This window comes from Longimicrobium sp. (genome assembly GCF_036554565.1).
GTDB lineage: Bacteria > Gemmatimonadota > Gemmatimonadetes > Longimicrobiales > Longimicrobiaceae > Longimicrobium.
Window position 1 is genome coordinate 1 of the sequence record NZ_DATBNB010000004.1, and the last position, 13,335, is coordinate 13,335.

Genomic DNA, 13,335 nt, shown 5'->3' on the forward strand with positions numbered 1-13,335 from the left:
CACGCTGCGGCTGCGCATCGAGCAGTTCGCCCCCGTGCTGGCGGATCCCGGCACCAACCTGGCCCGCATCGCCCGGGCGCAGGCAGACGCGGCGGCGGACGGGGTGCACCTGGTGGTGACGCCGGAGCTGTCGGTGACCGGCTACGACGTGCGCGACGTCGTCCACTCCCTCGCCGTAGCGGAATTGCCGCATCCCTTCCCCGCTCTGGCTTCCGGTCCGGACGTGGTGATCGGAGCCATCGAGCGCGACGCGGCGTTCGTTCCGTACAATGGAATGCTGCACCTGCGCGGCGGCACCGTGCTGCACCGTCATCGCAAGGTGTACCTGCCCACGTACGGCATGTTCGACGAGGCCCGCTGGTTCGGCGCGGGCCAGCAGGTCCGCGCGTACGACGCGGGCGGCGGATGGCGGGTGGGGCTGCTGGTGTGCGAAGACCTGTGGCATCCGGGGCTGGCCTGGCTGCTCGCGACACAGGGCGCCAACCTCCTCGTCGCGCAGTCCGCGGCGGCCGGGCGGGGCTCGTGGGACGGAGGCGTCAACGGGGGACGCTTCGCCAGCTGGGACGCGTGGGAGCACCTGGCGCGCGCCGCGGCCATCGCGTACGGCGTCTACGTGGTCCTCGCCAACCGCGTAGGCGTCGAGGGCCCCCTCTGCTTCGCGGGGGGATCGATGATCGTGGGCCCCGACGGCGCGGTGATCGCCCGCGCGGACGACCTGGCCGAGGACCGCATCACCGCGGACCTGTCACTCGATGCGGTCGCCGCCGCGCGCCGCCCCTACGCCCACGCCCGCGACGACGATCCGCACCTGATGGCGCGCGAGCTGGCCCGCGTCCTCGCCGATCGATGAGCGACGTGCGATGGGTTCGGGTCGCGGAGATCGTCGGCGCGGTGGCCCGGCAGGCGCTGGCGGACCGCGGATTGACGCGTATTGCCCTGCTGGACGACGGCAGCGAGCAGGCGGATCTGGCCGCGCGGCTGCTCATCCACGTCGTCGGAGAGGCGGCCGTGGAGCGCGTCACCGTCACGGCCGCCGAGATGGAACCGCTCTTGCCTGCCTGGCCCGGCGTTCCGCGCCAGCGGGTGGAAGACGAGCTTCGCCGCGTGCGCGCACGGCTGACGGACGCGCTGCCCGCGCATCCCGCGAGCAAGACCGAGCTGATGATGGGCGGCGCGCTGCCTCCCGAGCCGCTGCTGCCGCTGGGCGATCTGTGGGCGACGGATGTGCTGGCTCTGGGCGCCGCCTGGTCCGGCTCCGCGGAGCTGCGTTCGATCGCGGATGAGGCCGGCGGCATCGAGACGCTGGACGCGGCGCTGCGCCGGCTGGTGGACCGCCGCGATTCGCTCGGCTGGGACGATGGCCTGCCCCCGGCCGTTCGCGAGCGGGTGCGGCTCGCCATCCGCGGCGGCGCGGCGTGGCGGCGCGACCCATTCATCGTGCCCAAGCTGGGAAGCCGCACCCTCGGCACCGACCTTTTCGAATGATGCCCGTGATCCAGCCCCCGCTTCTCGCCATCCAGGCCAGCGGCTTCGAGCGCGTGGTAGACGTGGTGGCTGACGTGGCCACCATCATCATCGCCCTCGCCATCATCGTCGTGGGCCTGGCGGTGATCGCGGTGGCGCTCAAGGTGCGCGGCATGGCGAAGCGCTTCCGCGGCGACCTGGCCCCGGTCCGCAAGCACCTGGAGGCCGCCGCCGCCAACGTGGAGTACGTGAGCCTGGCCGTGCGGCAGGACGTGGAGGCCGTCAGCAAGACGGTCAAGAGCACCAGCGACCGCGTGCAGCACGCGGCGGACGCGGCGGCCAAGCGGCTGGCGGAGTTGAACGCGCTGATGGACGTGGTGCAGGCCGAGGCGGAGGACATCTTCATCCGCACGGCGTCCGCGGTCCGGGGCGTGCAGGCGGGTGCGGGTGCGTTCGCGCGGATGCAGCGGCGCGACGCCGCGATGGACGACGACACGGTGGACGACGCGCCGCGGGCGCGGCGGCGCACCATCCTCGACTGACCCGACGAGAAGCCACGATGGCCAGCAACGACACCAGCGACTTCCTTACCGCGTTCGCCATCGGCACGGCGCTGGGCGCGGGCGCCATTTTGCTGCTGCGCCCGGCGCGCCCCAACCCGCGCAAGCGGCTGGCGAAGCGCCTGAAGCCGCGGAGCGGGCGCAAGCTGGCCCGCCGCAGCCGCATCCGCTCCGTCCGGCTCGAAGGCGGCGACGTGGCCGGTGCCGGGCTGGGGGCCGCGGTGGGGATGGGGGCCGACGCCACGCAGGAGATGACGCGCGAGGTGATCGCCACCGGCCGCGAGCTTCTCGTCGAGTTCCGCGCCGAGGTGCAGCGCATTTTAGACGAGGCCCGAGAGGAGCTGCGGTCGATGGGGCTCGACGCGGGGCAGCCGCCCGCCCCGGCGGCCGGGGTGGACGCCTGACCGTGAGCCGCCGGCTCGCGTGGGCCGCCATTGCGGCCTTGGCCGCCATCGCGCTCTTCCCCGCGGCGGCGTGGGCCTGGGGCCCGGCGACGCACGTGTACCTGGGAAGCGCGCTGCTCGACTCGCTTCACCTGGTGCCGCAGGCCGTCCGCGTGCTGGTGGCGGCGTACCCGTACGATTTCCTCTACGGCTCGCTCGCAGCCGACATCTCCCTCGCCAAGAAGTACGTACCCGAGGGCCGCCACTGCCACCACTGGCACATCGGCGAAGAAATCCAGTCGAGTGCGCCGACGGACCGGCTGAAGGCCATGGGGCTGGGCTACCTGGCGCACCTGGCCGCCGACACCATCGCCCACAACTACTTCGTCCCGCGCCAGCTGCTGCTGACCTCGTCTACCAAGGGGCTGGGGCACGGCTACTGGGAGGCGCGGATGGACACGCACCTGCCGGAGCGCTACCGCACCCTGGCGCGGCACGTTGTGATGGAGCACGACCACAGCGAGGCCGACGCCCTCTTCGACCAGGTGCTGAGCGCCACGCTCTTCTCGTTCCGCACCAACCGCCGGCTGTTCCGCGGGATGATCCGCTTTCAGGACAACGACCGCTGGCAGACGGTGTTCGGAACGATGGTGGCCCGCTCGCGGTGGGATTTGACGGACGCGGCGGTGCACGGCTACCTGGAGCGCTCGTTCGACTACGTGGTGGACTACCTGTCGCGGCGGGGCGAGGCCCTGTGCGCCGCGATGGACCCCATCGGCGAGCGCAACCTTACGCTGAGCAAGCAGGTGCGGCGGATGGCCATGCGCGACGGCGCGTGGGAAAACCCCGCGCTGCTGCGGGAGATGGCCGACAACTTCTTTCCGCTTCCCGATGCGCCGTTCGGGCACCTGCGCACCCTGCCCGACGGCTCGCGGCACCGGCTGCAGCACCCCGCGCGTCAGGAAGCCTGACCCTCGCGCGTTGTCCCGACGTGGCCGGCACCTTGCAGGCCCCGTCCGCCCGGCCAGGAACCCACGCATCCCCGGAGGACCCGCATGATGATCACACGCCGGATCGCCGCCCCCGCGCTCGCCCTGCTGGTGACCCTCGGCGCGTCGGGATGCGCCGGGTTGAGCCTGAGCAACGGCTGCGGGATGAACGCCATGGACCCGATGACGGACGGGGCCAGCCGTCTGAACGTGGCTGCCACGCGCCACCAGCAGATCGGGCAGATGCAGGCGTATCAGAAAATGGCCATGATCGCCAACACGCAGTTCAGCAACCAGATCCGCAAGCCCGGCCAGGTGACGGTGGCCCCTACGTCTCAGCGGCTCTGCTACTGATCGACTCTCGTTCCTGATGTGAAAGAGGCCGGCGGCTCCCCCGTGGAGCCGCCGGCCTCTCTGCTTTGCCAGCGATCCTGAGTCTCACGCGGAGCCGCGGAGGACGCGGAGAAAGGGAGGGAGCCCTCCGCAGTTCTCCGCGACCTCCGCGCCTCCGCGTGGAACCCTTCTTTACCGCCGCATGCGCCGCACTTCTTCCAGCCCCGCCGGGTCCCACCGGGGCCGCTCGGGGTCGTTCGCGATCTCCATCACCACGTGGAACACCATCCGGGCGATGCGCGCCGCCTTGTCGGTGTCGATGGTCTCCACCTCGTCCGAGGGCTGGTGATAGTCCTCGTGCACGCCGCTGAAGAAGAAGAGGGCCGGCACTTCCTTGCGCGCGAAGTGGAAGTGGTCGGAGCGGAAGAAGAAGCGCTCCTCGGGCCAGAGGTCGTCCGACAGGCGCAGCCGCAGGTCGGGGTGCGCGGCGCCCACCCGGTCCGCCAGGCCACCCAGGCTCGAGTACTTCTTGCCGATGACCACCACCATCCCGGGGTCGTTGCGGCCGATCATGTCGACGTTCACGTTGGCGACGGTCTGCGCCAGCGGCACCGTCGGATGCTCGGCGTACCAGGCGGAGCCCAGCAGCCCCTTCTCTTCGCCGCTCACGTGCAGGAACACGATGCTGCGGCGCGGGCGCACGCCCATGCGCGCAAAGGCCTCCGCCACCTCCAGCAGCCCCGTGGTGCCGCTGGCGTCATCGTCCGCCCCGTTGTAGATGCTGTCGCCGTTCACCGCGCGGCCCACCCCCACGTGGTCCATGTGCGCGGAAAGCACCACGTACTCGTTGCGCAGCGCGGGATCGCTCCCCGGCAGCACGGCGACCACGTTGGGCACCGGCACCCCCGCGGTGCCCGCCGCCGCGCCCCGGCCGCGGAACGGCCACCACTGGTAGAAGGTGCCGTTCTCCCCCCCCGGCTGCAGCCCCCACAGCTTGTACTGGTTGACCAGGTACGAGGCCGCGATCTCCAGCTCGGGGCTGGGCGTGTTGCGCCCGCGCATGCGGTCCGACGCCAGGAACTCGATGCGGGCGTAGACGTCCTGCGGGGTGATGGTGGCGGCCGCCTGCTCCGCCGTCAGTCCCGAAGCGGAGAGCGGGACGGAGACGGGGGCCGGCGCGGACGCGGGGGGAGAAACGGGCGCCGCGCAGGCACCGAGTGCCAGCGCGGCGGAAAGTACGGCGTACGTGGGTCGGGTCATGACGCTCGCTCCGAATGGTTCACCGGAGCGAGCCGGACGGCCCGCCCCGCGTCAAGGCTCCACGGAAGGACGCACGCGGGGTGCCCCTTCCGAAGAGCGCGACGAACTGCCTTCATTGCCGCCGGACCGCGGCTCCGGGCGCTCGGCGCGCGCCGGCGGCTCGGAGCGCTCCACACGCGCCGGCGGCTCGCGGCGGGGCTCCGACTGCCGCTCCGGGGCACGCTCGCGGCTGGGCTCACGCCGGGGCTCCTCCCGGCGGGGCACCTCGCGCCCCGGCTGCGCACGCCCGTCCGTGGTCGGGCGGCGCTGGAACGTCGGCCGGTCGCGCTCCGGCGCCACGGGCCGCCCCTGCTGCCGCGGCGTTTCCTGCCGCGGCTCCTGCTGCGCGGCCGCGGCACCGTCGTCGCCGCCGCGGCGGGGCGCGGCCACGCGCGGTTCCGGACGGCGGGCGCTGCCCCGGTCTCCCCGCTGTGCCTCGCGTTCGCCCGTGGCGACCGGGCGGCCGTCGCGTCCCGACGCGGGGGGCGCGGAGGCCTGCCCGCCCGGCGAGGTGCGCGGCCGCGGCTGGCGCCCCGCAGCAACCGGGGGCGCGTAGCTGTCGGTGCGCTCCTTGTACCCGTGCATGGGACGGGGCACGCGGCGCGCGCCGCCGTAGTAGCGGTCGTAGTACACGCGCCGGTTTCCGCGCCAGTACCGCGTATCATAATAGTACTGGTTGTAGCCCAGCAACGAATGCACGCGGCCGCACGAATCGTAGTACGACGAGCGGCTGCCGTACCAGTCGCCGTAGCCGTCGTAGCAGGCGTACCGCGGGTGCGAATAGCGCCGGCCCACGTGATAGGTGTAGTAGTCCACCGCCTCGTAGCCCTGCGCCCCCTCGGGAACGATGGCGCGCACCACCTCGTCCATGGCGTAGAACGGGTCTCCGTACACGGAGCGGCTGCCGTCCCAGCGGGCCAGGCGCGGCGCGTACAGGTCGCGGATGCGCCACAGCTCCAGCGGCTCGTCGAGGGTCACGGCGAACACGTAGCCCATCCCCGGGCCGCCGCGCACGCGCAGGTAGTCCCACCCGCCGCGCGAGCTCACCCGCAGGGTACGCCCGCCGCGCACGTAGCCGTCGTCGTTGGACGACCGCGGGTACAGCACGTCGAGGTCGCCGTTGGTGTCGATGTGGAAGACGGCCAGGTAGCCGTCGTAGTCCGGCCGCACCATCACGCGCATGCGGTCGGATTCGCTGTAGAACTCGCGGTGGCCTTCTACCCACACGCGAACGCCGCCCTGCTGCAGCGACGCGGCGGCGGACGTGGGCATCAGCAGCGCGGGGGCGGCCTCGGCGGCCGCCGCCACGGGGGCGAGGACGGCGAGGGCAAGCCCCACCGAGGAAAGGATCGTCTTGATCATGAGTGGGTCTCCGGGTCCGAGCGGGGTTCCGCCCACACACGGCGGGCAAGCGCCGTTCCGGGGGGACACACCCGGAAGATGCAAGGAATGGCGCGGGGAATCAACCATGTCGTCCCCTCGCCGTCCTCCCTGCCCGTCCCCGTGCGGGGACGGGCGTTCTCACGCAGGGGACGATGAGGCGGCGCTCATCGCACGCTCCGGGCAGGCCCCAGCCGCCCTCCATCGACCCACTTTCCCCCGGCACTCCCGCGTCCGCCCCAGCACCGTTTTGGTGCGCCACGAGTGGCGTTCGCACCGATCTTTACCACCACCCCACCGCGCCGGAAAATCGCAAACCGATCCGCCGCAACCACTTGGCGAAACAGCTTCGCCTGGCCCGTCCCGTGCCTCTTCGCGCCCCGTACACCATCCCGTCCAGAAGCCCGCGAATGCCCTTCGCCACCCGCCCGATGCGGGAGGCGCCAGGTGCACCGCTCGCCCCCACCGCCACACCCCCGTGGCGGCGCTTTCCACCCCGCTTGGAGAACGCACATGAAGCTCCGCAACACCTCGCTGCTCCTTGGCATGGCCGCGCTGGCCGCCTGCTCGGACCAGGCGACCGAGCCCGTGGCGGCCCGCAGCGCCCCCGTGCACTTCGCCATGGAGGGCCGCGGGATCGACGGATCGTACATCGTGGTGCTCCACGAGGGGTCGGACGCCCGCGCCGTCGCCGCGGTGGCCGGAGTGACCCCGGAGCACGTGTACTCCGCCGCGCTCACCGGCTTTTCGGCCCAGCTGAACGCCGGGCAGCTGAACGCGCTGCGCAGCCACCCCTCGGTGGACTTCGTGGAAGAGGACCAGGTCGCCACGCTTTCGACCACGCAGTCGGGCGCCACCTGGGGCATCGACCGCACCGACCAGCGCGCGCGGCCGCTCTCGGGCACCTACAACTACACCAACACGGCCTCCAACGTCCGGGCCTACATCATCGACACGGGCGTGCGCGCCACGCACTCCGAGTTCCGCAAGACCGACGGCACCACCCGCGCGCAGAACAACTACAACGCCACGGGCGACGGCAACGCCTCGGACTGCAACGGGCACGGCACGCACGTGGCCGGCACGGTGGGCGGCAAGACGTACGGCATCGCCAAGGCCGTGATGATCCGCGCGGTGAAGGTGTTCACCTGCTCGGGCGGCAGCGCCAACAGCACCATCATCGCCGGCATCGACTGGGTGACGGCCAACCACGTCAAGCCGGCCGTGGCCAACCTGTCGCTGGGCGGCGGCGCCAGCCAGGCGACCGACGACGCGGTGAACCGCCTGTCGAACGCGGGCGTGTTCGTGGCCGTGGCCGCGGGCAACTCCAACGTGGATGCCTGCACCACGTCGCCGGCCCGCGCCAGCACGGTGACGACGGTGGCCTCGTCCACCAGCACCGACGCCAAGTCGTCGTTCAGCAACTGGGGAAGCTGCGTGGAGCTGTACGCCCCGGGGAGCAGCATCACCTCGGCCTGGTACACGGGCGACACGGTGACCAACACCATCAGCGGCACCTCGATGGCCTCGCCGCACGTGGCGGGCGTGGGCGCGCTGTACAAGGGCACCTACGGCGACGCCGGGTACTCCACCATCCGCACCTGGCTGATCAACAACGCCACGACCAACGTGATCACCGGCAACGTCAGCGGCACGCCCAACCGGCTGCTGTACAAGTCGACCCTGTAATCCCGCGGGTCGCTCGTGAGGGAGGGGCCGCGGCCTGGCGCCGCGGCCCCTCGGTGCTTCCGGGCCGCCATCCCGGTTGACGCCGCTCCGCCAAAGGCGGTAGTTTAGCTGTTTGTGCCGCGATCCGGCGCCGCGCAGGCGCCGGTCTTCTCTTCCCCGCCGGACGCCGTTCGCAGGCGAGCCGGCCCCGGGTTTTCGGCAACACGAAAGGCTGTGCCGCACCCCCTGCTCATCGACTCGGTCCAGACCGTCCCCGCGTTCCGCGAGCTGGCCGCCGGCCTGCCCCGCGCGGGCGAAACGGTGGTCGCGTCGGGCCTGGCGGGGTCGGCGCCGCTGCTGCTGGTGGCCGGGCTCCATCGCGCGCGCCCCGAGCGCATGTGGCTGGTGGTGGGCGGCGGGCCCGAAGACGCCGAGATGGCCACCTCGGACCTGGAGGCGCTGCTGGGCGAGGCCTCCGTCTTCCTGTACCCGCAACGCGAGTCGCTGCCGTACGAAGAGGGCGAGCCGCACCTGGAAATCGGCGGCACGCGGGTGGAGGCGCTGGAGGCGCTGCTCAGCGGCCGGGCGCGGGTGATGGTGACCACCGCGCGGGCCATGCAGGAGCTTTCGCCCGCGGTCGAAGGGCTTCGCGACCTGCGGCTGGAGGTGCGCGCGGGCGAAACGGTGAAGATCGGCGCGCTCTCGGCGCGGCTGGAGGAGATGGGCTTCGAGCGCGTCGCCACGGTGGAGGAGGTGGGCCAGTACGCGCTGCGGGGCGGCATCGTCGACGTGTTCGGCTTCGGCGCGCCCGAGCCGGCGCGCATCGAGTTCCTGGGCGACGAGGTGGAGTCCATCCGCTTCTTCGACATCCTGTCGCAGCTGTCCGTTCGCGCGGTTCCCCACATCCAGCTGCTTCCGGTAGACCTGAAGCCCGCCGAAGCCCCGTCGGCCGAGGGGATTCCCCGGCACGCGGCGGAGGGCGAACGGCGGACGCTGCTGGACTACCTGCCCGAAGACACGCTCGTCGTCCACCTCCACGGCGGCGGCACGCGGCAGGAGCTGGAGCGCACGTGGACGGAGGTGGTGCGCCTTCACGAGTCAGAGGCGCGGCGCGGCACCCGGCCCGAGCAGCCGGAGCGGCTGTTCATGCCGCCTGCCGTGGCCGAGCGGCGGCTGGGCACCTTTCCGCAGCTCTTCGTGGAAGACGCGGGGACGCTCCCCGTGCAGCGCTTCGCCCGCTTCCGCGCGCTGCCGCCGCCCCCCATCGACCGCGACATGGGGCGGCTGGGCGAGGTGCTCAAGCAGGCGGCCGGCGCGGGCGACCGCACCCTGGTGCTGTGCGACAACCAGGGGCAGCTGGAGCGCCTGCAGGAGCTGCTGGACGAATTGAAGGTGGCGCGGTGGACGGAGCTGGCCATCGGCTCCATGTCGGGGGGCTTCGTGCTGGCCGACGCCGTCCCCGCGCTGCGGGTGCTGACGGACCACGAGATCTTCCGCCGCTCGCGCCGCATCCGCCGCCGCCGGCGCTTCCGGGGCGGGGCCGCGCTGGAAAGCGTGGCGGCGCTCAAGCCGGGCGACTACGTGGTGCACATGGACCACGGCGTGGGGCAGTTCCGGCGGATGGAGCGGGTTCGCCTGGGCGAGGAGGAGTTCGAGACGCTGGTCATCGAGTACGCGGGCGGCGAGCTGCTGCGCGTGCCCGTGCACCGGGTGGACCTGATCGAGCGCTGGGTGGCCGAGGACAACGAGGCCCCGCCCCCCAAGGTGCACCGGATCGGCGGCAAGGACTGGTCGCGCGCCAAGCAGAAGACGCGCAAGGCCATCCAGGAGATGACGGCCGAGCTGCTGGAGCTGTACGCCGCCCGCCAGGCGGAAAAGGGGTTCGCCTTCGCGCCCGATACGCGCTGGCAGCGCGAGATGGAGTCGGCGTTCCTCTTCGAGGACACCCCCGACCAGCGCCAGGCGACGGAAGACGTCAAGCGCGACATGGAGTCGCCGCGCCCCATGGACCGCCTGATCTGCGGCGACGTGGGCTACGGCAAGACCGAGATCGCCATCCGCGGCGCCTTCAAGGCCGTGCAGGAAGGGAAGCAGGTGGCGGTGCTGGTGCCTACGACCATCCTGGCCGAGCAGCACCTGCACACGTTCCGCGAGCGCCTGGCCGACTTTCCCGTGAAGATCGAGGCCCTCTCGCGCTTTCGCACCGCGAAGGAGCAGGCCAAGGTGCTGGAGCAGCTGGAGGCGGGAGAGGTCGACATCCTCGTGGGGACCCATCGCCTGCTTTCGCCCGACGTGAAGTTCCGCGACCTCGGGCTGATGGTGATCGACGAGGAGCAGCGCTTCGGGGTGAAGCACAAGGAGATGCTGAAGCACCTGCGCCGCAGCGTGGACGTGCTGACGCTCACCGCCACCCCCATCCCGCGCACCCTGCACTTTTCGCTGCTGGGGCTGCGCGACATGACGCTGATCCAGACGCCGCCGCGCGACCGGCAGCCGGTGATCACCCACGTGCTGCCGTGGACCGACGCCATCCTGGAAGACGCCATCCGGCGCGAGCTTGACCGCGGGGGCCAGGTGTTCTTCGTCCACAACCGGGTGGAGACCATCGGCGCCGTCGCCCAGAAGGTGCGGGGGCTGGTTCCCGACGCGCGCATCGGCGTGGCGCACGGGCAGATGCGCGAAAAGGAGCTGGAGGAGGTGATGACCCACTTCCTCGAGGGCGAGAGCGACGTGCTGGTGGCCACGGCCATCATCGAGGCGGGGCTGGACGTGCCCCGCGCCAACACGCTGATCGTCAACCGCGCGGACTACTTCGGCCTCAGCCAACTGTACCAGATCCGAGGCCGGGTGGGGCGCAGCCACCACCGCGCGTACTGCTATCTCCTGGTCCCCGACGAGATCCAGGAAGACGCCGAAAAGCGGCTGCGGGTGCTGGAGCACTACACCGAGCTGGGAAGCGGCTACCGCATTGCGCTCAAGGACCTGGAGCTGCGCGGCGCCGGCAACATCCTGGGGCAGCAGCAGTCCGGCTTCGTCTCGGCCGTGGGGCTGGACACCTACCTGCGGCTGCTGGAAGACACCATCCGGCAGATGAAGGGCGGCGGCGCGTCCGGCCCCGCCCCGCTGGCGGAGGTGTCGGTGGATGGCACGGCGCTGATCCCGGACAGCTACATTCCCGACGAGGCGCAGAAGCTCCACTTCTACCGGCGCCTGTCGCGCGAAGAGAAGCTGGAGGGGATCGACGCCCTGCGCCGCGAGCTGCGCGACCGCTACGGCCCGCTCCCCGACGAGGTGGAGACCATGCTGGGCACGGCGGCGCTGCGGCTGCTGGGGGGCGGGCTGCGCATCGAGCGCATCCTGGTTCGCCCGTGGGACGTGCGCATCAACTTCCGGCAGGGGATGGTGCCGCGGATGGCGTCGCTCCAGCGCAGCCTGCAGGCCTGGCAGTTCGCCGTGGAGGTGCGCCGGGCCCTGCCGCTGTCGCTGACGCTGACGCGCCACGGCACCGAGCCCATCATGGGCACGCTGGTCTCGGCGCTGCGCGACCTGGCCGCCGACCCCGCGCTGGCGGCATGAACTGCAGTGCGAAAGTGCGAAAGCAGGAGAGCGCGACGCAGCGTTTGAAGCAAAGCGGGAGGTGCGGGGTACGAACGGTGGGAAGGCAACGGATCGGGGATGCGGCGGCGGATGGTTCCGCGGGCCGTCGTTCGTGTCCGTCACTTTCGCACTCTCGCACTTTCGCACTCTCGCACTGAATTTTCCCTCAACCCGGTCCGGAGAAGATTGATGAAGCTGTCTCGTTGGGCGCTCGTGGCCGCTCCGCTCGCAGTAGCGGCGTGCGGCATCGGCGGTGCCATGAAGTCCGAAGCCGACGTGGTGGCCAAGGCCGCCGGCAAGGAGCTGCGCGTGGAAGACGCGGCGCAGATCCTGGCGGCCAACCCCCAGATTCCCACCGACCCGCAGGTGGTTCGCCAGCTGGCGGACCTGTGGGTGGACTACACCCTGCTGGCCACCGCGGCCGCCGAGGACACCAGCCTTTCGGTGCTGGACCTGGACGACTTCGTGAAGGAGGAGCAGGAGGAGCAGGTGGTGTACCGCTACCTGGAAGCCCAGGTGAAGCCCGACACCTCCTTTACCGACGCCGAGCTGGACCAGCTGTGGAACAGCGAAGGGCCCGGGGTGGAGGTGCGCGCGCGCCACATCCTGCTGAAGCCCGCCGCCGAGGCCACGCCCGCGCAGCGCGAGCAGCTGCGTGCACGCGCCGAGGCCATCCGCGTGCGCGCCGCCGGGGGCGAGGACTTCGCCGCGCTGGCCCGTGAAACCACGGAAGAGCCGGGCGGCAAGGAGCGCGGCGGCGACCTGGACTGGTTCGGCCGCGGGCGCATGGTGCCGCAGTTCGAGGAGGCCGCGTTCAAGCTGCAGGCCGGCCAGGTGAGCCCGGTGGTGGAAACGCCGTTCGGCTACCACGTGATCAAGGTCGAGGACCGCCGGCAGCAGCCCATCGGCGAGAACCGCGAGGGCTGGCGCCAGCACCTGAAGGGTACCGCGCAGCAGCGCGCGCTCAGCACCTACATCGACTCGCTGCGCAAGACCGCCAAGGTGGCGGTGCAGACCGGCGCCGAGGAGAGCGTCCGCGAGCTTGCGGGGCAGGAGAACCTGAACCTCCGCGGCCGCGCCGCCAGCCGCCAGCTGGTGTCGTACCAGGGTGGCGAGGTGACCGCCGCCGAGGTGGCCGAGGCCATGCAGGGCGTTCCCGGCCAGGGGCGCGACCAGATGAAGACCGCTCCCGCCGAGCAGGTCAAGGAGTTCCTGGAAACGCAGGCCCTCAAGGAGTTCCTGGCCGTCGAGGCGCGCCAGAAGAACTTCCGCCTCCCCGCCCCCGCGGCCGACTCCATCCGTACCCAGGCCCGCGAGGCCATCCGCGAGATCCTGCGGATGTCGGGGCTGGCCAACCGCCGCTTTCCCAAGGGCAAGGCCGGCAACGGCGCCATCCAGGAGGCGGTCCGCAACCTGATGGAGCAGGCCGTGCGGGGCGAGCGCCAGCTGCCCCCGCTCGGCAAGCTGGCCTACGCGCTTCGCAACGCGTACGGCGCCGACATCAACACCGAGAGCTTCCAGAAGGTGGCCGACCGCATGCAGGCCATCCGTGCCGCGCAGCCGGCACCGCAGCAGCAGCCGGGCTTCCCCGGCGGCATGCCCCCGGGCGCGCAGGGCCAGCCGGGCCAGCCGCAGCCGGGCCAGGCTCCACAGCCGGGCCAG

The 13,335-nt window shown here is 71.8% G+C and carries 11 protein-coding genes; 9 read left to right on the plus strand and 2 right to left on the minus strand.

Translation table 11 applies throughout. The features are described from left to right. From VIB55_RS00070 to VIB55_RS00095, 6 genes are all read left to right on the plus strand, one after another. On the plus strand, positions 1-850 hold an 850-nt coding region (locus tag VIB55_RS00070; RefSeq protein ID WP_331874612.1), incomplete at its 5' end, for a nitrilase-related carbon-nitrogen hydrolase. Then, positions 847-1,485, plus strand: coding sequence for a hypothetical protein (locus VIB55_RS00075; RefSeq protein ID WP_331874613.1), 639 nt, complete (start codon positions 847-849; stop codon positions 1,483-1,485). The genes VIB55_RS00070 and VIB55_RS00075, both read left to right, overlap by 4 nt. A 5-nt stretch (positions 1,486-1,490) precedes the next feature. Next, positions 1,491-2,006: a hypothetical protein gene (locus VIB55_RS00080; protein WP_331874614.1), complete on the plus strand. Its 516-nt coding sequence runs from the start codon at positions 1,491-1,493 to the stop codon at positions 2,004-2,006. Between the two features lie 17 nt (positions 2,007-2,023). After that, on the plus strand, positions 2,024-2,428 hold the full coding sequence (locus VIB55_RS00085; protein WP_331874615.1) for a hypothetical protein: 405 nt from the start codon (positions 2,024-2,026) through the stop codon (positions 2,426-2,428). 2 nt (positions 2,429-2,430) lie between these two features. Then, positions 2,431-3,378 carry a zinc dependent phospholipase C family protein gene (locus tag VIB55_RS00090; RefSeq protein ID WP_331874616.1) on the plus strand — a complete coding sequence of 316 codons (948 nt, stop codon included), beginning with the start codon at positions 2,431-2,433 and terminating at the stop codon, positions 3,376-3,378. 84 nt (positions 3,379-3,462) lie between these two features. After that, on the plus strand, positions 3,463-3,750 hold the full coding sequence (locus VIB55_RS00095; protein WP_331874617.1) for a hypothetical protein: 288 nt from the start codon (positions 3,463-3,465) through the stop codon (positions 3,748-3,750). A 171-nt stretch (positions 3,751-3,921) separates the two neighbouring features. Here VIB55_RS00095 and VIB55_RS00100 read toward each other — a convergent pair whose 3' ends face one another. Beyond that, entirely contained in the window at positions 3,922-4,989 is a 1,068-nt protein-coding gene (locus VIB55_RS00100) for a M28 family metallopeptidase (RefSeq protein ID WP_331874618.1), read from the minus strand. Between the two features lie 51 nt (positions 4,990-5,040). Continuing rightward, positions 5,041-6,390 carry a DUF4384 domain-containing protein gene (locus VIB55_RS00105; RefSeq protein ID WP_331874619.1) on the minus strand — a complete coding sequence of 450 codons (1,350 nt, stop codon included), beginning with the start codon at positions 6,388-6,390 and terminating at the stop codon, positions 5,041-5,043. Positions 6,391-6,921: 531 nt separating this feature from the next. Between VIB55_RS00105 and VIB55_RS00110 the strand changes: the two genes are divergently transcribed. The 3 genes from VIB55_RS00110 to VIB55_RS00120 all read left to right on the plus strand — a co-directional run. Next, positions 6,922-8,097: a S8 family peptidase gene (locus VIB55_RS00110; RefSeq protein WP_331874620.1), complete on the plus strand. Its 1,176-nt coding sequence runs from the start codon at positions 6,922-6,924 to the stop codon at positions 8,095-8,097. 213 nt (positions 8,098-8,310) lie between these two features. Beyond that, the gene (gene mfd, locus VIB55_RS00115; RefSeq protein ID WP_331874621.1) at positions 8,311-11,652 is read left to right on the plus strand and encodes a transcription-repair coupling factor; all 3,342 of its coding nucleotides are present in this window, start codon (positions 8,311-8,313) and stop codon (positions 11,650-11,652) included. Positions 11,653-11,862: 210 nt separating this feature from the next. Beyond that, positions 11,863-13,335 (plus strand): peptidylprolyl isomerase (locus tag VIB55_RS00120; protein ID WP_331874622.1); only part of this gene is annotated, 1,473 nt, incomplete at its 3' end.